Consider the following 21,224-nt stretch of genomic DNA (forward strand, 5'->3'; position numbering starts at 1 on the left):
AGACGCATAACTAGCAGGATGCACAAAAGAACCACCGGGTCTGTATTATAAACCCGATTGCAAAGCAGGGCTTCAATTGCCAAGCGCTACTAACATTGTTTTTCAAATCCTTTTTTACCTGCTATAGATTTCCTAAGCGTTTCTTTTTAATCTCCTTTGGCGGAATTGGTTGTGGATTAAGAATTATCTTATCTTTTGGATGAACTATTATGGGTTTCATTTTTTGATCGGGTATTTTGTGGACTTGTACGTAGTTGGGCTGTATGTTTGCGTACCACATTGCCGATTTTTGACCAGTATGTATTTGATAAATCGAGAGCATATAGGTGGTTCTGTTGTGGTCTACACTAGTGTTTGGTATAGAATTAGGCAAAGGTTCAATGCTTAACCCCGTAATTTCCCAGGCGCCCGTTTTACTGTCGGGAATTACATGTTTCCTTACGGTATTGATTTGCTTACTATTAGATCCTTCCATATAATAGTTCATTTGCAAATCGGCGATAATAACTGATGTAGGATACCATACACTTTTGGGTATTTTTGTAAATGGAATACCCTTAACATTAAAAGGAAAATTAACTTTTATTGTGCTTGCGCTGAGGTAACCTTCTACTTGCGGAGGTGTTAAGTTTTGTGCAAAGGCGATGTAGCTTAAGCTCATTAAAATAAAGTATAGAATGTATTTTTTCATGATGTTCAATTTTAAATCAGTCCAAATTTGTAGAAGTTTGCGTCTTCACCTTTCATCAACATAAATGTTCTCATTATACCTTTGTAATTTTCTTTAATGCTTAGGGCAAAATAAGCTTTACCGTCAAGCGTACCTTTCCATGCGCCACGAGAAATTTTTGTATAAGTTCCTTTATTAGCAGAAATCCACCACCCCCAATTATTGGTATTTTTAAAAAAGTATAAGCCATAAGGTCCATTCATATTTTCGTAAGTGTAATCTAGAATGTCAAAATCACCTAGTACATCGGATAATTTAGAAATATAACTTGCCTCTATACTCATACTTCCATCTGCTTTATTTAGAAAACTTACATTCTTAAAGCTTAAAGTTCCATTTGCATCTTTAGCAAAACTAAATTTGTAAGTGGTGTTGCCGTTTCCAAGTTCATCAAAAGTGAAGCTATCGTTTTTAATAACCACCGTTTGCGTTTTTTTAACATTTAAACCTTCTAGTGTAGCTGTAATTTCATTACCATTCTGTGTAAAATAAACTAAGCGGAGATTGGTGTTCGTTGGACTTTGCAACGTTACTACCAATTGATAATTTAATAGTTCGTTTGCCTGTATAGTAGAGTTATCTTTCTCTTTTTTACACGCCATAAAGCTTAAAAGCAATAATATTGGCAGCATTTTCAGTATGTTTTTCATGGGTTTAGATTTTAATTTGGATAATCTTGATTTTTTTGGAAAAAAACAATTGCGCTAATTACATTTATATTCGAATTTGCCTTTGATTACTTGATCAGTGGTTTCTGCACCATGGGTATATTTACTTGTTTGTATTTGTGCCAACATTCTATCATTTTCATCAAATTCATAACCGAACACAGCATTTACTTCTATATTACTGGTATTGTCTCTCAACGAATCCCTAATCGGTAAGTTTTTGCTGATGAAAGGTACACCATCTACCAAGCCAACAATTGCTTTATCAAAATCTTCTCCCATCAGTTTCGATCTGCTATCCCAATCGGTACCTGCGGCCGGTTTTTGATATCTTACAATTGCAGCGGCATAGCCGTTAGCCGCAGCTTTTTCGCATAAAGCTGTCTCGCTTGCGCCGTTAATTGAGCCTTCCGAAGGATTGCTTTCATCGTTACCACTGCCTACAACTAAAATGCCTTTAAAGTTGGTTGTGTTTACATCTGTAAAAATTTTGTAGGTAATGCCATTTACGGTTTCAGTAACTTGTTTAATATTGCCTTTAATTACTTCTTTTTCTTCGGCGGGTGTTTTATCTTTTTTACAAGAGAGAGCGATAAATAAGATACACATCGGAATTATGAGTAATTTTTTCATGGTTTTTAGGGTTTAATTCGTTAATCCATTATTCATCATCATTATCACATATTATACATGGAAGGTTTTTGGTAATAGCCGCCAGATATAGCGTGTTACCGCTTTCTAGAAGCATTAACGGAGTGGTACTATCTTTCCATTCGGGTACACAAATACCAAAGAAAAGCCCTCCATTCTCTTTCCAGCCCAAGCCATTTATTTTGGTGTAAGGTTTAGAATATTCTGGGCCTATGTAATCATTTGGAATAGGGATATAAGTGCTTGGTGGAACAAAGATATAGGTGTAGGAAACTCTTTTTTTAATGTCCCAGTTTATATTTTGCACATTGTTGGCATCTTTTTTTAACGTAAAGTAGATACCTTCCTGTGTTTTAAAGTTTACGCCTTCAAATGCAGGCACATCTTCTTTTCGGGCAATAATAGCATAGTTTAAACCTTGACTAGCGGAGGTTTTATCTGCAAATTGATACGATTTCATCACAAATTTGCCATCTGCGTTTTTGCTGAACGAAAAGCTGTAAATGTAATTCCCATCGCTATTCGCATCAAAACTAAAACCCTGTCCATTTACGCTTATGTCTCCGGTTTGTGTATAACCATCGCCCTGAAAAGTTGCCTTTACATTATCGCCTACTTTAGCAAAATAAATTAACCCTATTTTATTGCCGGAGAGTTTATGCTCAACCGCAATGTAATAAGGGATAAGTTCTTCCTTCTTTAAAAGTTCTTCTTGATTTTGGTCAGGGCCATTTGTTTTATCTTTTTTACATGATAGCGCAATAAAAGAAAGGCACATCAATAGGGTTAGTAATTTTTTCATGGTTCTTAGTTTTATGTTATTTAGTTGATTTGCTTAACAAACATATAAACCATCTATACTGTATTTTATGGCAATGATTGAAGCATGTATCTTAATGAGCGAAAGGCAATTTAAAATGAGTAAGCAAACACAAATTGGCTTACGGAACTTTAGTGAATACGCCGTATGTGAAAGTTTCTGAACCAGCACCTACCAGGTTTTTCTTATGGCAGGTAACTTCCAATTTGCCATCAATTAGTACAAGATTGTACTCCGCATAATTATCGGCAGCAGCATTTGGTGTATTGCTTCTGGCTGCAATATTTGCTATCAATGTGTAATTGCCAGAAAATGGATATGTCGTACCAGCTTTTTCATCGTAAGTATCTGGTCCAAAAGTAAACACCGAAAATGTTTTCGCTATGTTGGCCCAGTTGCCTTGATAAGACGTTCCATTCAGCTGATTTTTAGTTGGCTTTTTTTGTAGACTGTAACTGGTAAATGGATAGCGTTTAATCACATCTTCATAAGCGGTAATGGTATTATTTTCTACAGTAAAAACCATTGTACCATCAATTTTTATTTTGCCGTCTTTAAAAGTAAATGGCATGTTGCCCTCCCTCAGCAATGAGGCTTTTCCGTACTCATCAAAATTAATGATATAAGGTATTTGTACGGTTTGTCCGTTAGAGAGTTGTGCAGGTCTTCTGCCAATGATATAATAATCTGCCAAATCAATTGGCGTTTCATCTTTTGGTTCTGCTTCAACGTCGTCTTTCTTACAAGAAGCAAACAATACGATGCAAAGTATCATCCCATATTTTAGGGTATTTTTTAGAATTTTCATCAGTATATGGTTTTAAGTTTGAAAATTATCGAGTGACTAATTAAGAGAAAATGCTAGTTTGCATTCCACAATATCCATAGCTTTTGCCTACTAGTATAATCTGTAGCTTTATATCCATTATTGGCTGTAATGCCAGCTAAACCGCCGACCTGAAAAGTAACTTCGGGTTGGTATTTGGCATTATAAAACACTATAGTTATGGGACAGTCTTTACAATTTGGCAGTTTAGGGTTCAATTTATGCTCAAAGCTATAGAGTATTTGATCACGCATTTTTACCTGTACAATCTGTTTTACACCAGCCTTGTTAAGCGAATCGTTTTTAGCTATCACTTTATCAATCTGGTTGGATATGTCTTCTCTTTTAATTCCATACGTTACCCTTTGGGCGCCAGACTTACCAAATTCTGCTAAAGTATAACCATCAGCTACAAATCCCGTTGGGCCTCTGGAGTTCATAAAATAAGCTACCATATTACAATTGGCATCGTAGTAAACAAGTCCTCTTGGGCAATGGATGCAGTTGGGGATGCTTTTTACGGAAAACTCATAAACCGTTCTATTTCCGCTAAACTGTAAAACCCGCTCAAATTTGGTAGTAGTAAGATTATCTTTCTTATTCATCTTTTCAATACATTTTGGCAGGTTTTGTGCCTGGCTACCGCTTCCAATCACGAAAAGCAGTAGACTAAATATGATCCAGTTTTTCATAGTTTTTAATATTGAATTGTATTTGCAGATACTATTGTTGTCACCCTTATTTATTTGATTTTAAAGGCATTTTAACAGTTTCCATCATCATGGTTAATTTTGGTGATGCCCAGTAGTCGATGTGTTTACTCGTATAGGTATAACTTCCCCAGATCTGATTAACAAAAACAACTATTCTTCGTTCTGTTGTTTTACTATCAAACATCACTTCTATTAAAGGACTTTGCCATACGCCATTTGCATCTGCTTTAGCATTAAAATGTTGACCTCTATGTTTAGGTGTACTTACAACCAAAATTGGTTTTCCATCAGGGCTTTTCGGCAATGTATATGAGGGAGTAACATATATATTGATAGCCGTATTTGGCTCTGCCTTACCAACCATCACAAAGGGGCCATCTATTGTTGCACCAGCCGCGGGCGATGTAATGATTGGCTTAACCTTACCAGCCATAGGATCTTCTGACTTGTGTCTAGTTAGTTTTTTACCCACCTGAGCATCGGTATTTATACTGCAAATAATTAGTAGACAAACTGCTATACTAGTCTTAAATAAGTTTATGATATTCGTTTTCATAATGCAATTTTTTAAATGAATTTCCGATTTGTTTAACCAAACTTATATTCCTGGCGAGTTGTATTTTGACCAAATGATCAGGATAGGGCATACAACGAGTGAAGCATCCTTTAGGATTAGGGAAGGAGAATTTAAATTCGAAAGGTAATAACTATATTTGATTTGAGCGGTTTATCTGTTTTGTAATCAACAAAAGATAATAGAGCTAAGCGGAGAATAATAGATGTCAATAAAAATAACAGTATGTTTTTTAAGCAAAAATTACAAGGCTTTATATTAATTCTGGCTTGTTCTATGATCAATTTTGGTACTGTACTGGCGCAGACCAAAAAGATTGATTCCCTGCTCAGACGTGCTGCATCCTATACAAAACAAGATGATGTAAGAGCGAAAATTCTATTTGATCTGGCAACGCATACTCTACCACATAGTCCAAAATCCGCATTAAAGTATCCAGAAGAGATTTTATCTTTTGAAAACCAAATTAAAGATAAAAATATTGTTTCTGCTACCCATCGGATCAAAGGGCTCATTCATTTTCATTTAGCTATGTATACAGAAGCGTTGACTTCTTTAAACAAAGCTCTCAGCTTATCTATCCAATTAAAAAATGATTTACAAATCGGAGCCGCTTTATCTAATATCGGTGCAGTCTACTTGGTACAATCTAAATTTCCAGAGTCCTTAAAATATTTACTAGATGCGCTAAAATCGTTTGAAAAAAACAAAAATGAGCAACAAGCTGCAAATGATTTAGGCACAATTGGAATAGTATACACCGAAATGGGAGATTTTACGCAAGCAATGAAATATTATCAAAAATCACTTGCATTACACTATAAACTAAAAAATTATGTTGGTCAATCGAGTATCTTAGCAAACATTGGCATTATACAATTTAAAAACAAAAACATTCCTGAAGCCATAAAATATAGCCAGAAATCCCTTAAAATTGCTGATTCTATAGCTGATTTACGTGCAACTGCGAGAGAGAACGGAAATCTTTCAGCATATTACAACGAACTAAAAAATAATGATTTAGCCTTAATGTATGGATTAAAGGCTATTGAAATTAACACCAAGACCAATAACAAAAGGAGCTTGGGTATTAACATGCAGAACGTATCTGCAGCCTATCTGGGCAAGGGTAACTATCAAAAAGCTAAATCATACGGACTTAAAGCATTTCAAACGGGTACCGAACTGAATATCACTGAAATTAAACGTGATGCCAGTCTAGGTCTCAGTGAAGTTTATGAGGCCTTGAGGATGCCCGATAGTGCCCTGCTCTACTATAAACAATACACCAAATTTGCTGATACCATCAGTAATGACAAAAAGAAAAATGAGATCACCAGAATGGGTATCCAGTTTGATTTTGATAAAAAGGAATTCTCTTATAAGCAGAAGGAATTATTGACCGGGGCACAACTCAAACAGCAGCAATTAGAATTAGCCTTAAGCCAGGCTGAATTACAGAAAGGACTACAGTTTCGAGATTTACAAACCGTACAGTTACAAAATGAAAAATTACGATCTGAAGAAAAAGAAAAACAACTTCTGATCGCCAGAAACAAAGAGAAGTTACAGGCCAGTAAGGTGAACGAACTTTCGCAGCAACAAAAATTAAACAAGTTAGAATTAAAGCAATTGTGGCTATACGGAATTTTGGCGCTGGTTGTTTTAATGTCTGTATTAGTTTACCTGTTAAACCTTTACAGGATTAGACGATTGAAATATAAAAACGAACTTCAGTATGAGCAGGCAGCACAAAGTGAGTTGAAACTGAAACATCAATACCAACTAACTGAGAGCGAATTGAAAGCCATCAGATCACAAATGAACCCCCATTTCATCTTCAATGTACTGAATTCTATTGAAGCCTATGTGATGGACAATGAGAAAAAGAAGGCTTCACGTCTTATCCAAAAATTTGCTTCCCTAAGCAGGTTAATCCTCGAAAATTCCACCAAAAGTTTAGTTACAGGAGATAAAGAATGGAAAGCTTTAATGCTATACACCGAGTTAGAAGCCATGCGTTACGATGATGCTTTTACTTATACATTTACAGTAGCTGATGACATTCAGCTAAGAACATTGTACCTCCCGCCAATGCTGATCCAACCTTTAATTGAAAATGCCATTCTACATGGGCTAATTGTAGATCCAAAAGCAGATGCCCATCTCTCTGTAACACTTAAAACGAAGGGAGATGGAATTTCTATCATCGTAGAAGATAATGGTGTTGGTTTAGAAAATGAAAACATTAAAAATGCTAAAAACCCCGTGAAAGAACAATCCTTGGGTTTGGCTTCTATTAAAGAAAGGATTGATATGATCAACAAGCAGCAACCAGCCCACCAGGCTAGCTTTATGATAAAACCTAGCGCAAATCAGCAAGGAACCATTGCAATTATATGTTTGCCTTTTTTTGAACGGGAGCTCGGTGACAAAACTTAAGAAACAATACAATATTGACATAAGGAGGGATAAACTATTTTGATGACTGAAAAAATAAAAGCAGTAAGATCATCGAAATTATGACATGGATATAAATCTAATTTAGATTAATCCCATCTGTGCGGCCATTTTAACTAGTGATGCAATATTGCGAGCCTGAAATTTGGCAAGGAGATTTTTTCTGTGGCTATCAACAGTGGTTACGCTAACAAAAAGTTTAACCGCTATTTCATTATTGGTCATGCCATCTGCAATGAGTTCCAGCACTTCTTTTTCCCTTCGGGTAAGCACAATGGTTTTGTGCTCCTGTTCACGGAGCATCTGAAAAGCATCGCTGCTCAGGTAGGTTCTTCCAATGCTTACCGTGCATATAGCTTCTAATAATTCGTTCTTCGTGGCATTTTTGAGCACATATCCTGAAGCCCCATTTTCTATTATTTTTTGAATAAAGCTTTGTTGGTTAAAGGTGCTTAAACCAAGAATTTGAATAGCCGGGTATTTTTCCTTGATCGTTTTGCAAAGGTCTATTCCACTCTCTTTGCCTAAGTTGATGTCCATTAATATTACATCAGGCTGATGGTGCTGTAAAAAAGCAAGGCATGATTCTAAAGAAGTGGCATGTCCAATCCACTCAATACGGTTTTCGTTTTGCAATAGTGAACGAACACCCTCAATTACAAGGTAATGGTCATCTACAATAAAAACAGTTACCGCATTCATACCTTAAACTCGATTAATACCGATGTACCATGGTCAGGTTCGCTTTTAACATCTACCTTTCCCTTTAAAAAGTCGACACGGTTTTTAATGTTAGCCCAGCCTATTCCATGTGTTTCAGTTAATAGATTAGGATTAAACCCTTTGCCATCATCTTCTACTGTAACCGTAATAGTTTTTTCAGCTTTAGCCAATTGCACAATAACATGAGTTGCGGCCGCATGTTTCACAGTGTTGTTAAGCAGTTCCTGCACGATCCTAAATAGGGTAATAGCTGTAGTATCATCCAAACTCACATCCTGCATTCCTATCGACTGGTAATTAACCTTTAATGCACCAGATAAATTAATATCAGTACAAAAATCTTTTAGCGCCCTATCCAATCCAAATTTTACTAAAGCTTCCGGCATCATGTTATGGGCAACCCTGCGCATTTCTTTAATAGAGCTATCCAGCATATCCATACTTCTGTTAAAGGCCAGAGAGTTTTCTGGCGTCATGATTAAATTCCCTTTCATGGTACCAAATGAGTGTTTTATTCCAGATAGCATTCCACCCAATCCATCATGCAGGTCTTTAGCCAAACGTGTTCTTTCTTGTTCTTCGCCTTTTAATACAGCTTCGGTAGCAGTCAATTGTTTTTCAGTTTCTAACTCGGATATCCGTTGCTGTTGCAGCTTTCGTTTGTTGCTATAATTGCGGTAACTGAGCAGGGAAATGATGAGCAATGCAGCTGCGCTGCCAATTAAAATGGCATTGAGAATGTTTTTTTGTTTGATGGATGCCTGCTGTAATTTTATTTGCGCTTCTTTTTTTTCGGATTCGTAATGTTTCTCAAAATTTGCGGCATTTTCTACGTAAGTTTCGTTTGCAATTTCTTCTTCCTGAGCCAAAGCCTTCCGGTAATAGCGCTCGCCGGAAACTACATCATGCAGCGCATAAGATATATTGGATAGTATCCGAAAACAATTAGCATTTTCCTGATTATAATTTTCTGCATTTGCAATAGCCAACGCATTTTCTGCATATTGTTTTGCCGTACCATAATTCTTTTTTTGAAGGTTTGCCAGCGCAAGTCCCTGAAGAGACAAACATTCTCCATCTTTTGATTTGACCTCCCTGTGCAACTTTAATGATGTAGCTGCATATAGTTCTGCATTGGCATAATCTCCCTGTTGTAAACATAGGTCGGATAAATTGATAAGGATTGCTCCTTTTGCAAAGTGATCGTCAAGCTTATCGGCAATTGCAAGTGCTTCGTTAAGCATTTTTTGTGACGACTTTAGCTCATTCACTCTTTTGTAAGTCATTGAGATGTTTGACAATGCCCGCATCAAAATTTCGTTATCTTTCAATTGTTTGGCCATTTCTATTGCCTTTTGGCCATATTCAATGGCCTTCTTATAATTGGGTAGGCTGTGATAAAACAATTGAAGGTTATTGTAAGTATTTGCCACCATCGGTTTACTGCCAAATTTTTCGATAAGTTTCAACCCTTGTTCAAAATTGATAATTGCCTCGTTATTCATCGATAGCTTCCGATAGGTGCTGCCCAGGTTGGAAAAAGCAATTCCCATTTGAAGCGAATCAGCTTTCTGCTGCGCTTTATGGAGATTGTCCTTGAAGAGCACAATGGCCGAGTCGTTTTTTCCCAGGTTTGAATACAGGTTAGCCATACGACCGTTACTTTTTAGGCAACCGTCAAAATAACTGATCTCACTGCTAAGGACATGAGCTTCGCGATAAATCCTCATGGCGGTATCAGGAAAATTGTTTTCATACAATTTTCCTAACTGAAGCATCAACTTCACTTTGTTAGAATCTTTTTTTGCAATGGGCAACGCCCTTAACAAGCTGTCTTTATTTATCGTTGTCTGGGCGCTCGCTGATAAGCTAGTTACCAATGCGGTTAAGAAAAGTAGTAGATGCCTCATTTAGTATATCATTACGGGTTTTAGAATACAAATTAACTAAGTATAAGAAATCTTTTTTTCCCCCTTTTCCATGATTTTTTCGATAGGGAATTAAAAATTGACGGCGAAGCATTAAAACCATTTGACTTATTAAATATAAAAATAGTTTTTCATCATCTGCTCACTATGAAGCAGTTAAATTCAAAATCCTGTTTTTAGGGGATAGCGTTCATCAAATTTTCAGCGCAGTTTTATCTCATCAAATTAAAAATCATAGTTATGAAAAACTTAAGCTTATTATTCATCCTCTTTATCAGCTTAGTAGCTTGTAAAAAAGATAAAAATACCGAAACGCCTATTGTTGACGAAGGTGTTGCAATTGTTTTTACGGCAGGCACGGTGGTAGACGCAACTGGCAAAAGCAAAGCCTGTTATTGGAAAAGCGGTACACTTACCCTACTTAATATGCCCGAAACTGCCTATGGTGTTGCAAACACGATTATCCAAAAAGATAAGGACATTTATGTATGTGGCAGTTACAACAATAACGGAAGTTTTGTAGGTTGTGTATGGAAAAATGGCGTGAAACAAGATTTAACGCCTGTTGATGGTTATCCTCGTGTATCTCCCGCAAAAATGTTTATTTCTGGTAATGATGTGTATGTAACTGGCTCGTGCAGTAATGGTTTTGATAGTAAAATTTGTTACTGGAAAAACGGAGTATCAACCGTATTAACTGATGTGTATGATGCAGGCGCTATTAACGGTACTTCTTCTATTTGGGTTAATGGCAATGATATTTATATTACAGGTTTAAGTGTAAAATACCCAAGTATAGAGGTGGCAAGCTATTGGAAAAATGGCACTCGTAGTGATTTAACGATTACCCACACCACTAAATGGAGCAGAGGCAAAACCATAAAATTTACCAACAATACACTTTATGCAGGTGGCTACGCTTATAACGCTAACAACACCATGAGCCAAGCCATGATTTGGAAAAACGGTATGGGACAGGTACTACCAACATTGGGCGAGGCTAGCGTAGAAGATTTAGATATAAACAACACCGATGTTTATGCCGTAGGCTGGTATCAGCGTAGTCTTAATGCAATTAATGAAGCTTGCTACTGGAAAAACAATGCCATTGTACCGCTAGAAACCCAACAAAGCAGTCAATCGCAGGCAAGCAGTATCCACATAGATAATAGCGACATCTACATTGCTGGCACAATTCGTAGTGCAACAACTAAATTAAACACTCCTGTGTATTGGAAAAATGGCACGTTGGTGCAATTGTCTGGCCCAAATGGAAATCAAGAAGGTGGTGCAGCCGATATTTTTATTGGCAGAGAATAGCAATTTCAGCGCAAGTTTATTTCATCAAATTAAAAATTATGGAAACGATTAAAATAGCATTGATGCTTTTACTGTCCTATACGGCTGTTTTTGCACAGCAGTATAATAATTCGGGATGGCTTTCAGTAACCTTAAACAGTGTGGCATGCCAAGGTAAAGCAACAGATGATGCTTTGAATTTTGATGGCTGGGGAAACGAAGTTTATATCGTTACCTTTTACTCCATTGCTAGTGCAAATGGCGCTACCAAAGCATCCTGGAGAACTGTTTCTAAAGTTTATGGAGATGTCAACCGTTTCCCCGACCGCATTAAAGCCGGCGAACTAAATCCGGATAGAGTAAGTGGTGGCTTACAAAAAGGAAGTCAGTTTTTTCCCGGTGCAGAATATTCGCACCTTAAGAAAATGAAGGTAGAATCTACCGATTTTTTAACCGTTATACCCACCATTTGGGAATGGGATAACAATAGCAACAGCAGCGTACAAGCTAAGTTTGAAGAAAGAATGTTGTACGCTTTTCATGCTATTAATTTAAAACTGCCCCAACTGATGCAACATTGTTATGGCGATTACAAATGTTATGATATTACCAATGGATTAGGCGCTGCAAAACCTTCTTTTAAGGATATTTTGGAACCTGTAAATGGCACTACAGGCAGCAGGCCAATAGGCATGTCTACAGATGGCGAATACTACCCCTTCGCATTTACCATAAGTGGCAAAATGCTTCAAGTAAAAGACAACAGTGGTTTTAACAATACCCATGCAATGAGCAATCTCGAATTTGCTGTTAATGAAGAAAGCCTGGGCAATACCAGAGATAAAGGCGCTTATTGGTTTAGGTTTAATACCAGCTATGAAATAGATGTTACAAAACCAAATGTACCGCCGCCAGCACAAACTCAGGCACAAGGTACATTTATACGACCGGTAAATGCAAACCTACCAATTTCTAACAGGGCAAATATTAATCATATAGTTCCCAATTATTTAATAGGTAAATGGCAAGGCATACAAACTACCGATAGTGGGCAATATCCACAAGGTATACAGTTTGAGCTAACAGCTAATAAAGAATTTATCATAATGGCTGGCTCAGCTTTAGCGGCAAAAGGCAATTACCAATTTACAAACAATCAATTTACAGGCAGTTACAAATTATTAAGCAGTGGCGAAACCATATCTTTTAATGGTAATTATGATACCGCAACCAAAAAACTAAGTTTTACACTCGGTTCTGGTACAGCTACCACAGGACAAGGAAAAGCAGAAGTAAGCAAGCAATAAAAAAGGATTAGAAAAGCAAGGCCCGGTATTTCATTGGTGCCGAAAGCCCTGCCTTTCGCTTTACTCGCCAGTTTTATTCTTCAAAATAAAAGCTACCAAAAATTATCCTTTTAGGGGATAAGTATAAGCGGTGTTAAGCTTTGTTTTACTAAACAAATATTGCGGATTTAAAAAGAATATCCATGAAAAAGCTACTACTTACAGCCATAATTTTGATGCTTAACATTATCGTTATTGCACAAACAAAGCCAAAATCTAAATCGGCTGCAGAAAAACCACCTACGCAAAAAGAAATGCAGGATATGCTGAAACAGGCGCAGAAAGAAATGGACAATTTGAGCCCGGAAGATAAAAAGATGATGGAAGACATGGGCATCAAGCTTCCTGATACAAAAGTGATTAAAAAAGCGATGGATGGCATGAGCGATGGGCAGATTAAATCATCAGTAGAAAACGATAACAGAGTTGTGCCCTTAAAAGATATAACGAGAATTAACAAGGCTTTAGCAGTAAAATTAACCACTGCACAAATGAGCCAATACATTAGCGAAACACACCAGACGGTTTTAACAAAATTATCGCCTACGGTTAAGGCTAAAGCGCTAGAAATTTACCAAAAACTCAATGCTTCAAAAAAATCGCTTGGCAATACAGCCGTTGCATTTTGGATAGAGGGTAAACCAACATTGGCTCTTTACCTCATGGGCGAAGCCTGCAAAGCCGACATCACCGATGATAACAACCTAAACAATTATGCTTCCTTTTTAACCATGTGCGGGGCAGAGCAATTAGCGATCCCCATTTTAAACAACTTAAATAATCGCTATCCAAAAAACACAAGCATCCTTAACAATATAACCCAGGCTTGGCTGGGATTAGGAGATGTGGCAAAAGCCGAAAAATATGCGGATAGCACACTTCGGTTATTCGCCAGCCATTCGCAAGCCAATATGGCTAAATGTTTAATCGAAGAAAGTAAAGGCAATATTCCTAAAGCAATAGAAGCCGCTAAAAAAAGTATTCGCAATGCCTACAGTAGCGAAAAAGAAAGAAAACTTAAAAAACTGGGCTACAAACTGAAAGCAGAAGATATAGATTGGAATGCACCGATGCCACAAGATGCCTTAGGTTTAGCAAAATTTACATGGCCAGAATATCCGATGAAAGTAGAAGATAATGCTTTTTTAGAGAAAGAATGGAATGATTTTAAAGCCCTTCGTCAGGCTCAAATTGACCAATTGAGAGCCAAACAATCGAAATTAGAAAAGGAATACACGGACCAATTGGCCTTGCGCAACCAGCAATTAATTCAGGCAAGCCAAAAAGGGCAATATGCACAACCTGTGCCAGTTTTTATGGCAAAAGCGGTTATAAAATTAGGTCCAAGTGTAAGCGATGTATTTGGCAATACCTCATTTGTGTTTGCCAACGAGTTTAACAAGGTTCTGCAAGCCAAAGAAAAGGTTACAGAATACGAAACCATTTTAATTGAAAAACAAAAAGGTATTGATGAAAAATACAAAGACCTCATTGGCGAAGGAAAAGCCAACCCTTTTGAGGCTGTTTGTAAAGATGAAAATGGAATTAGGTCGGAGTTTTTAGCTAAGGCTAACGACAACTTAAAAATAGCTAATCAAACCTATTTAAAATATGCCCAAAGAAAAATAAACGACCTTTTATATTACTATCAATATACTACCTGGCCCGAACAATTTGAACTGTTTAAAGTGATTGCACAAATTGCCTGGCTAAAGCAAATAAAAGATCAACCTGTAGCTTTTAAAACAGAAAGCCGTTACTGCCCAAAACCAATTGTAAAACCTGGCAAATTGAGGTCACTACAAAATTTCGATGATGTGGCTTGCCAATATATAAGCGTACTACATTTAGGTGTTTATAAAATTGTATCGAGCTGTAGCAATTTAACCGGCGCTTTTGATTTTGGTGGTTTAAAAATAGACGTAACCAGCAATGTAGAAACCGGAATATACTCAGGCTCAGCAGAAGTGGGTGTGAGTAAAGGCTATAAAGGGCCAAGGGGAAGCAAGACCGAAGCCGAAGTTTCGGTAACCGGAACGGTGGAATGGGATAATACGGGTATGACCAATGTAGGTGCGGTTGTAGGCGTAGATGGCAAAATAAATGGGGTGAACATTGTAGGTGTAGAGGTAAAAGCCACCATAAACAGCGGTGTAAGCACCACCGGAAAAGGAATATTATCAGGTATTAAATAAAATAGAGATGAAAAAATTAATAGTATTATTAGCTGGTGTATTGTTTTTGCAAACCGCTAATGCGCAAATTTTTAAGAAAATAGGCGATAAAATAACAGATAAAGTTAACCGCACCGTAAACAACACTATCGATAAAAAAATTGATAAGGCGGTAGATAAAACTGCCGAAAAAATTGAAGGAGTAGTTACAAACCCTGCTAAAAAATCTGGCAAGGATAAATCAAAAAGCGATACAGCAGAAACATCATCAAGCAAAAATATTGAAGTAAATGAGAAAGCTGAACAAGCAGATGTTTCTATACAAGATTGCGACCCTGAATTGTTAAGGAAAAAACCCGGAACGTGGAAAGAAGGCTTAAAAGGCTCCATAAAAAATGTAAGCGCAACAGACCTCGCCAAAGAAAAAGCGGTAATGGCAGGCGTACACAACATGCTTTTTACAAATTATAAGCCTGTGGGCAACCAAAGTAGCTACAGTACATCATTTGGCAAACATGTTGTTGCTGGCGATAATTGGTTGGCAGATCCTTATTATTACACCATTTATATCCTGAGCTATCTTTGCGACCCTCAAGTAAAAAACAAGCATTACGTTCAAATCAGTACCTCCACAAAACTTACCATAGGCGCCAATGCTTTCTTTCCAATAGATTTATATCCGGTATTGCCTGTTAACGGTCCACGGGGTTATTTAGGTTTAAAAACAATGCCAGTAAAAAAGAATGGACACTATTTCACGGGCGAAGAAATTGATATCGACAGAAAAATAAAAACAACAAGCTGGTTAATTACTTATGATGACACAATGCCCTTTGTTTACCTTACCCGAAAGGAATATTTATTGATACAGAAAAAACGCTTAGAGCAAGATATTAAGGATAATCCAAAGGAAAAAGAATATTACACCTCATTCATCAATAATGTAGATAACTACCTTAAAAAATCTGAAGCAGAACTCAATAAAACTGCCATTTACAATCCACAAGAAGAAGAGCGCTTTCAAGCATTTATGAATGAAGGCGATAAATATTCGCTCATTGCAGTTAAACCCAATCCTGCATATTACAATAAAAAATTACCAATGTCATCGCCACAATTCTTTTCCGTGGAGTATCAGGTTGCTTATGGTAGCCCCAATCATGTAGATAATATGGAAGCTATTAAAAAAGCTGTCGATTTTAATAAGCTGAAAAGCATGTTAGGCAAGTAGAAATAAAATTTTATCCATACCAAAAAAATAAAACCTATGAAAGGCACCTATATTTTTATCATCGTTTTGTTGGTAGGACTACAAGCCTGTGCGCAAAAAAAAGAAAGTTTCGACCAGGTTTCTTATAGTCCGCCAAAGGGCTGGGCAATTGATAGGAAAGAGCAAACGGTAACATTTAGTAAAGAAGAGGGCAACCAATTTTGTGTAATCTCTTTAGGCAAAAGTATAGATGCCACAGCCGATGCACAACAGAATTTTGATAACAGCTGGCAAATAATAGCCCAAACAAACCTGGGTGCAGGTACAGTACAAATGCAACCTGGCAGTACCGACAAGGGCTGGGAAACAAAAATTGGTTCGGCTCCATTTAATAAGGAGGGTTTAAAGGGCTCGGCTATTTTAATAAACAGCAGTAAAAACAACAGGCAGGTAAACATTTTAATTATTGCCAATACAAACGAATATCAAAAAGAAATGGAGGCATTTTTAGAAAGCATTGATTTAAAGGAAATAGTTACAACAAATAACAATACCTCTACAACAGCACAATCTTCCAATAAATCAACCAACAAGCCTGAGTTATGGGTTAACTGGCGAGCATCGCAAAAAAATATGTTAAGCCCAAAAACTAGTAGCAATATCAAACAGGTTATAGACTTTTATGCCATTTACCCTAATGGAGATTACTTTCCAGAAGTGCCATGGCAGGGATTAACAAACTTCAATAAATCGTACAATACTCAATCTTGGGGCAAGTTTACTATGCAGGGGACAAAAGGAAAATTTAAAAGTAAATATCAGGATATAGAAGTGATTAAGGTGTCGCAAACCAAGATGGAACAGACGGGATTTTATAATTATGGTTTTTACAAATGTTTGCCAGTAGACGGATTGCGGATAGATGGCGCATACAATGTAGTGTCAGAAAACTGGGGTAAAGACCCACAGTTGGATTATCTTAATGGACCAGGTTGTCAATTTGTGATTTATTTCAAGAAAGATGGAACATTTGATGACAAAGGCATTTTTTACACAGGTCCTATGCCGAGTTCAGGAAATTGTAGCGGCGGAAAAGGAACTTATAGCATTGACAATTATACCATCATTTTTAAATATAATGACGGCCGAGTAGTCTATAGGTTATTTACATTACCTGGTACCAGAAACCCTGCTAGCTACGATGAAGCTATATATTTAGGAGAAACAGCCTATTATAAAAAGCGGTAGCAAATGTATTATATTTTCTCTTAAAATCATCTTTTTAGATGATACCAATTGAACTCATGGCTATATAACTTTATATCAATAAATTTTACATAAAATGAAGAACAACACCTTAATTTTCGTAGCAATAATATTGGCAATGTTTGCCAATTCATGTACCAGCAATAGCGATAGTAAAGAACAAAGCGTGAGCATCGGCTTCGCCAAGGGAGCCAAAATAAGTTCATCGGGCTTAAAAACGGTAAACGATGGGCTTACATTTAAAGAAAGTTATTTTATTGCCGATGGTGTAAAAACCGAAAGCAACGAAGTACAAATAGGTCAGAAAGTAGCCATTGTTTTTGAAGGCATTGAAGGCTTTAAAGAAAAGAGCGGTAAAGTTTTTCCAGCACTTAGCATTTTGGTATTGGATGCCAAAAATCAAGTTGTGGTTACTTACGATAACTTGTTAAAATCTGAAACAGGTTATGATGTAAAAGATGCTACCATGCTAACTGGATCATTAACTATTGGCGAGCCACTAAAACACGGCGAAAGCTACACCCTTACCGTAACCGTTGGGGATAAAGAAAGTGCAAATGGTATTGTAGGTAACATTACACTAAAAATAAAGTAAGAAGAGGTCTTATCATCATTAAAAATTTAACTATGAACACTCCGCAATCAAACCCAAGTGAAAGCAAAACCATTGCTTTGATTAGCTACCTCACCATAGTTGGCTGTGTAATCGCATTCGTAATGCATGGAAATAACAAAACCAGTTTAGGTGTTTTTCATTTACGTCAATCGGCATTTTTAATGTTGCTGGCAATTGGTTTATATACCATTCAATTTTTCTTACTGTTTATTCCGCACATTGGGTGGATGTTATCTACTGTATTTGGCATACTAGGTTTGGGATTGTTTATCCTTTGGATCATGGGTTTACTATCAGCGGTAAATGGAGAAGAAAAGCCATTGCCTGTTGTTGGTGATAAAATTCAGCAGCTTTTAGGTTCAATTTCTTGATGTAAGTTTCTTTATGAAAGCCCTGAAAATATGTACCTGTTTGCTAACGGTTTCTATTTTGATAGCATCCTGCAGAACCGTACCCATCACAGGGCGCAAACAACTAAACTTAGTGCCCGATGTATTGATTAGAGAAATGGCCTTTACACAATATGACCAGGTGCTAAAGCAAAGTAAAACTTTGCCAAAAGACGATGAATTGGCTAAACTGGTTACAAAAGTTGGCACTAAAATTCAAATGGCATTAGAAACCTATATGAATGCCAATGGAATGCAGAAAGAGATGAAAAAAATGCAATGGGCTTTTAACACTGTAGATGAGAACATTGCAAATGCATGGTGTATGCCAGGTGGCAAAGTAGTTGTTTATGCTGGCTTACTTCCAATAGCTCAGTCTGAAACTGGTTTGGCGGTAGTAATGGGACACGAAATAGCACATGCTTTAGCCAGACATGGAAATGAACGAATGAGCGAAAGCCTATTGGTAAGCTTGGGCGGAATGGCTTTACAAGAGGCATTAAAAGAAAAAAAACAAGAAACTCAAGCGCTCTTTTTAGGTATGTACATGGTAGGAAGTCATGTAGCTTTATCATTGCCCAATAACCGTAAACAAGAAAGTGAAGCTGATAAACTAGGTTTGATCTTTATGAGCATGGCGGGTTACAATCCCGAAGAAGCTATACCGTTTTGGCAACGTATGAGTATGTTAAAAAAAACAAAAACACCAGAATTTCTTTCAACACATCCCTCAGATGAAACCCGAATAAAGAATTTGTCAGGTTTAATACCAAAAATAAAAGCCGAATATTATAAGTAAGGCACATTAATTGACAATACCAATATGGTCTATTATTCATTATTTTAGTGTGATAAATTATGATAAAAGGTTAATAATGCTTATATTTAATATAGCAATTGCATCTAAAACGTATTAAAAAAAAATGGTGAGCGATTCGGTGAGTCGAATTTAAAAACCCTGCCAAATACTTTTTAAACGCTGATATTTGAACAAGGTTCGAATCCCAGCGGGATCACGTTACCGGAGTAAAATTTCTTGAAAAATTTTACTCCGGTTTTTTTATGTCTTAACTTATTGTTAATGTGGTAGATAAGCTGAGCTGCTTCATTGATTTCAGGGGTTCAATGTATTTCCCCGTCAAAAACCCATTTTTCTGGATAGATCGAACTCACAATCGCCCTTTTTACTTCAGAATCTGCTGTTGCGTAGCATTCAGTAAGGTTTTTTAGGTTTGCAACTGCTAAATCAGCTAAACCAGCTATGTCAAGATCCGGATTACTCCGCTGATTCTGCTTCACATATTACGATGGTATTGTCGCTTTCTTTTCTGAGTTTCTGATACTCTTCGCCAGTAATTGTTTTGGAGATCAACAGTTCTAAAGCTCTTGTTTTCCGATTATTTTGCTCTGCAATCTGAGCAATTTTTTGATTTTGGTTCGATAAGGATATTTCGCCATTTTCCATATAGGAATCGCAGATGACAGCCTTAAAAAGTTCAGCCATTCCAGGTTTTGGAACAAATTGACTGAGATTGCGTTCAAACAGTGTATTTACCATATCTGCCTGAAATCTTACGCCGCAACTGGATTTACAATGGTAATATGGATAATAGACACCTTTTTTTCCCCTAGATGCGCTACCGGTCATAGTGTGACCACATTTTGGACAGATCAGAAATCCCCGTAGTGCCAATGAACGCGGTGATACGGCTTTAGTACCTTTTTTCTTAAAATTTCGTTTCCTTAGTTCCAATACTTCCTGCACCCTATAAAAGAGTACTTCAGAAATTATTGGAGTATGTTGTCCGTCTGCAAGGTGCGCTGGTTCATCTTTAAATGCCGGAATCGGTATTTTACCCATATACCCAGGATTAGTGAGATGTTTCCAGAAAGTGGTGCGGCTGCTCCTTAATCCTTTTTCTTTGGCCTTCATCCAGACATGATCTATGGCCAATGCACCTTCTGCTACCTGTTCAAAAGCCCATCTCATGTGGCTGGCTTGTGGTTCGTCGATAGCAATATACTTTTTACCGTTTTCCGTGATCCTATTTTTATAGCCTGCTGGAGGTCGTCCCATCCATCGACCCTCTTTCTTTGCTCTTCTCATCCCATAGGTTACGTTTAAAGCCCTTCTGTCATTTTCTACTTCCGGCATGGATAAATAGACCGCCAGAATCGTTTTGCTTTCGGGTATAGTTAGATCCAAGGGCTGTTCTATGGCAATTGGTTCAATCTTTAAGTCCAGGGTAAGGGTACGAATCATCTGATAAGCATCTGCCGTATTCCGGCTAAATCGATCCCATTTTGTAAACATGATATAGTTAAGGTCGTTACCTTTTGATTTTTTCAATTCAGCCAGCAGTTTTATCCATTGGGGACGGTTAAATGTCTTTGCTGAATAATCTTCAAAAATGATCTTCTTGATCTCAATATTATTCTTTTCACAATGAGTCTGTAATCGTTCTGCCTGATCCCGTTGGGAAAAGCCTTTGTCTGCCTGTTCATCGGTACTTACCCTGATGTATAAACACGCTTTTTTCATAGAATTTCTCCTTTCATTTTTTGTAAATTGATCTTTGTCTGAACAGCTTTCTGGGTGTTTGTTTCTCCGGTGAAATTTTACCAGAATCCCTATCAGTTAACTGTTTTACTGATAATTTAGCAAATCCATAAAGGAAGTCCAAAATAAGTTTTGCACCTTCCAGACTGACTTCTGTGCCATATTCTTTTAATAATTTGGCGGCTTTTATTGCGGTAATACTTCGCTTATCGGTAGGAATGAAATTTTTCATAAAACCGAAGTTCAGGCATTCTAAAATTAAAACTACACT

The 21,224-nt window shown here is 37.0% G+C and carries 20 protein-coding genes; 9 read left to right on the forward strand and 11 right to left on the reverse strand.

Going from position 1 to position 21,224, the window contains the following annotated elements; all coding sequences use genetic code 11:
• Positions 1–121: 121 nt before the first annotated feature.
• The 7 genes from WC623_RS21210 to WC623_RS21240 form a co-directional block, all read right to left on the reverse strand.
• Positions 122–691: a hypothetical protein gene (locus tag WC623_RS21210; protein ID WP_372854887.1), complete on the reverse strand. Its 570-nt coding sequence runs from the start codon at positions 689–691 to the stop codon at positions 122–124.
• Between the two features lie 11 nt (positions 692–702).
• Positions 703–1,380: a hypothetical protein gene (locus WC623_RS21215; RefSeq protein ID WP_372854889.1), complete on the reverse strand. Its 678-nt coding sequence runs from the start codon at positions 1,378–1,380 to the stop codon at positions 703–705.
• A gap of 54 nt (positions 1,381–1,434) precedes the next feature.
• A complete protein-coding gene (locus WC623_RS21220; RefSeq protein ID WP_372854891.1) occupies positions 1,435–2,031 on the reverse strand; it encodes a hypothetical protein in 597 nt (198 codons plus the stop codon).
• A gap of 28 nt (positions 2,032–2,059) precedes the next feature.
• Positions 2,060–2,851 (reverse strand): hypothetical protein, encoded by a 792-nt coding sequence (locus tag WC623_RS21225; RefSeq protein WP_372854893.1) that lies wholly within the window; start codon positions 2,849–2,851, stop codon positions 2,060–2,062.
• Positions 2,852–2,990: 139 nt separating this feature from the next.
• Positions 2,991–3,677, reverse strand: a complete 687-nt coding sequence (locus WC623_RS21230; RefSeq protein ID WP_372854895.1) for a hypothetical protein — start codon at positions 3,675–3,677, stop codon at positions 2,991–2,993.
• Positions 3,678–3,730: 53 nt separating this feature from the next.
• Positions 3,731–4,387, reverse strand: a complete 657-nt coding sequence (locus WC623_RS21235) for a hypothetical protein (protein WP_372854897.1) — start codon at positions 4,385–4,387, stop codon at positions 3,731–3,733.
• Positions 4,388–4,433: 46 nt separating this feature from the next.
• Positions 4,434–4,964, reverse strand: coding sequence for a hypothetical protein (locus WC623_RS21240; RefSeq protein ID WP_372854899.1), 531 nt, complete (start codon positions 4,962–4,964; stop codon positions 4,434–4,436).
• A 243-nt stretch (positions 4,965–5,207) separates the two neighbouring features.
• Here WC623_RS21240 and WC623_RS21245 point away from each other — a divergent pair, with 243 nt between their 5' ends.
• The gene (locus tag WC623_RS21245; protein WP_372854901.1) at positions 5,208–7,424 is read left to right on the forward strand and encodes a tetratricopeptide repeat protein; all 2,217 of its coding nucleotides are present in this window, start codon (positions 5,208–5,210) and stop codon (positions 7,422–7,424) included.
• A 102-nt stretch (positions 7,425–7,526) separates the two neighbouring features.
• Here WC623_RS21245 and WC623_RS21250 read toward each other — a convergent pair whose 3' ends face one another.
• Both WC623_RS21250 and WC623_RS21255 read right to left on the reverse strand, forming a co-directional pair.
• A complete protein-coding gene (locus WC623_RS21250) occupies positions 7,527–8,144 on the reverse strand; it encodes a response regulator (protein ID WP_372854903.1) in 618 nt (205 codons plus the stop codon).
• Positions 8,141–10,075 carry a tetratricopeptide repeat protein gene (locus WC623_RS21255; protein WP_372854905.1) on the reverse strand — a complete coding sequence of 645 codons (1,935 nt, stop codon included), beginning with the start codon at positions 10,073–10,075 and terminating at the stop codon, positions 8,141–8,143. Before WC623_RS21255 ends, WC623_RS21250 begins: the two co-directional genes overlap by 4 nt.
• A gap of 258 nt (positions 10,076–10,333) precedes the next feature.
• Here WC623_RS21255 and WC623_RS21260 point away from each other — a divergent pair, with 258 nt between their 5' ends.
• From WC623_RS21260 to WC623_RS21295, 8 genes are all read left to right on the forward strand, one after another.
• Positions 10,334–11,413 (forward strand): hypothetical protein, encoded by a 1,080-nt coding sequence (locus tag WC623_RS21260; RefSeq protein WP_372854907.1) that lies wholly within the window; start codon positions 10,334–10,336, stop codon positions 11,411–11,413.
• 38 nt (positions 11,414–11,451) lie between these two features.
• Entirely contained in the window at positions 11,452–12,699 is a 1,248-nt protein-coding gene (locus WC623_RS21265; RefSeq protein WP_372854909.1) for a hypothetical protein, read from the forward strand.
• Positions 12,700–12,881: 182 nt separating this feature from the next.
• A complete protein-coding gene (locus WC623_RS21270) occupies positions 12,882–14,933 on the forward strand; it encodes a tetratricopeptide repeat protein (RefSeq protein ID WP_372854911.1) in 2,052 nt (683 codons plus the stop codon).
• A 7-nt stretch (positions 14,934–14,940) separates the two neighbouring features.
• The gene (locus WC623_RS21275) at positions 14,941–16,143 is read left to right on the forward strand and encodes a hypothetical protein (protein ID WP_372854913.1); all 1,203 of its coding nucleotides are present in this window, start codon (positions 14,941–14,943) and stop codon (positions 16,141–16,143) included.
• Positions 16,144–16,179: 36 nt separating this feature from the next.
• Entirely contained in the window at positions 16,180–17,370 is a 1,191-nt protein-coding gene (locus WC623_RS21280; protein WP_372854915.1) for a hypothetical protein, read from the forward strand.
• Between the two features lie 94 nt (positions 17,371–17,464).
• The gene (locus WC623_RS21285) at positions 17,465–17,983 is read left to right on the forward strand and encodes a hypothetical protein (protein WP_372854917.1); all 519 of its coding nucleotides are present in this window, start codon (positions 17,465–17,467) and stop codon (positions 17,981–17,983) included.
• 32 nt (positions 17,984–18,015) lie between these two features.
• Entirely contained in the window at positions 18,016–18,375 is a 360-nt protein-coding gene (locus WC623_RS21290) for a DUF4870 domain-containing protein (RefSeq protein ID WP_372854919.1), read from the forward strand.
• 13 nt (positions 18,376–18,388) lie between these two features.
• A complete protein-coding gene (locus tag WC623_RS21295) occupies positions 18,389–19,192 on the forward strand; it encodes a M48 family metallopeptidase (protein ID WP_372854921.1) in 804 nt (267 codons plus the stop codon).
• 477 nt (positions 19,193–19,669) lie between these two features.
• Here the strand turns inward: WC623_RS21295 and WC623_RS21300 are convergent, their stop codons facing one another.
• Both WC623_RS21300 and WC623_RS21305 read right to left on the reverse strand, forming a co-directional pair.
• Positions 19,670–20,935 carry a recombinase family protein gene (locus WC623_RS21300; protein ID WP_372854923.1) on the reverse strand — a complete coding sequence of 422 codons (1,266 nt, stop codon included), beginning with the start codon at positions 20,933–20,935 and terminating at the stop codon, positions 19,670–19,672.
• Positions 20,936–20,948: 13 nt separating this feature from the next.
• Entirely contained in the window at positions 20,949–21,185 is a 237-nt protein-coding gene (locus WC623_RS21305; RefSeq protein ID WP_372854925.1) for a hypothetical protein, read from the reverse strand.
• Between the last annotated feature and the right edge of the window lie 39 nt (positions 21,186–21,224).

The organism is Pedobacter sp., from assembly GCF_041645105.1.
GTDB lineage: Bacteria > Bacteroidota > Bacteroidia > Sphingobacteriales > Sphingobacteriaceae > Pedobacter.

Bases quoted from the DNA above. Each gene is read 5' to 3' on its own strand.
- WC623_RS21210 (WP_372854887.1), bottom strand. From the start codon at position 691: ATGAAAAAATACATTCTATACTTTATTTTAATGAGCTTAAGCTACATC.
- WC623_RS21215 (WP_372854889.1), bottom strand. From the start codon at position 1,380: ATGAAAAACATACTGAAAATGCTGCCAATATTATTGCTTTTAAGCTTT.
- WC623_RS21220 (WP_372854891.1), bottom strand. From the start codon at position 2,031: ATGAAAAAATTACTCATAATTCCGATGTGTATCTTATTTATCGCTCTC.
- WC623_RS21225 (WP_372854893.1), bottom strand. From the start codon at position 2,851: ATGAAAAAATTACTAACCCTATTGATGTGCCTTTCTTTTATTGCGCTA.
- WC623_RS21230 (WP_372854895.1), bottom strand. From the start codon at position 3,677: ATGAAAATTCTAAAAAATACCCTAAAATATGGGATGATACTTTGCATC.
- WC623_RS21235 (WP_372854897.1), bottom strand. From the start codon at position 4,387: ATGAAAAACTGGATCATATTTAGTCTACTGCTTTTCGTGATTGGAAGC.
- WC623_RS21240 (WP_372854899.1), bottom strand. From the start codon at position 4,964: ATGAAAACGAATATCATAAACTTATTTAAGACTAGTATAGCAGTTTGT.
- WC623_RS21245 (WP_372854901.1), top strand. From the start codon at position 5,208: ATGTTTTTTAAGCAAAAATTACAAGGCTTTATATTAATTCTGGCTTGT.
- WC623_RS21250 (WP_372854903.1), bottom strand. From the start codon at position 8,144: ATGAATGCGGTAACTGTTTTTATTGTAGATGACCATTACCTTGTAATT.
- WC623_RS21255 (WP_372854905.1), bottom strand. From the start codon at position 10,075: ATGAGGCATCTACTACTTTTCTTAACCGCATTGGTAACTAGCTTATCA.
- WC623_RS21260 (WP_372854907.1), top strand. From the start codon at position 10,334: ATGAAAAACTTAAGCTTATTATTCATCCTCTTTATCAGCTTAGTAGCT.
- WC623_RS21265 (WP_372854909.1), top strand. From the start codon at position 11,452: ATGGAAACGATTAAAATAGCATTGATGCTTTTACTGTCCTATACGGCT.
- WC623_RS21270 (WP_372854911.1), top strand. From the start codon at position 12,882: ATGAAAAAGCTACTACTTACAGCCATAATTTTGATGCTTAACATTATC.
- WC623_RS21275 (WP_372854913.1), top strand. From the start codon at position 14,941: ATGAAAAAATTAATAGTATTATTAGCTGGTGTATTGTTTTTGCAAACC.
- WC623_RS21280 (WP_372854915.1), top strand. From the start codon at position 16,180: ATGAAAGGCACCTATATTTTTATCATCGTTTTGTTGGTAGGACTACAA.
- WC623_RS21285 (WP_372854917.1), top strand. From the start codon at position 17,465: ATGAAGAACAACACCTTAATTTTCGTAGCAATAATATTGGCAATGTTT.
- WC623_RS21290 (WP_372854919.1), top strand. From the start codon at position 18,016: ATGAACACTCCGCAATCAAACCCAAGTGAAAGCAAAACCATTGCTTTG.
- WC623_RS21295 (WP_372854921.1), top strand. From the start codon at position 18,389: ATGAAAGCCCTGAAAATATGTACCTGTTTGCTAACGGTTTCTATTTTG.
- WC623_RS21300 (WP_372854923.1), bottom strand. From the start codon at position 20,935: ATGAAAAAAGCGTGTTTATACATCAGGGTAAGTACCGATGAACAGGCA.
- WC623_RS21305 (WP_372854925.1), bottom strand. From the start codon at position 21,185: ATGAAAAATTTCATTCCTACCGATAAGCGAAGTATTACCGCAATAAAA.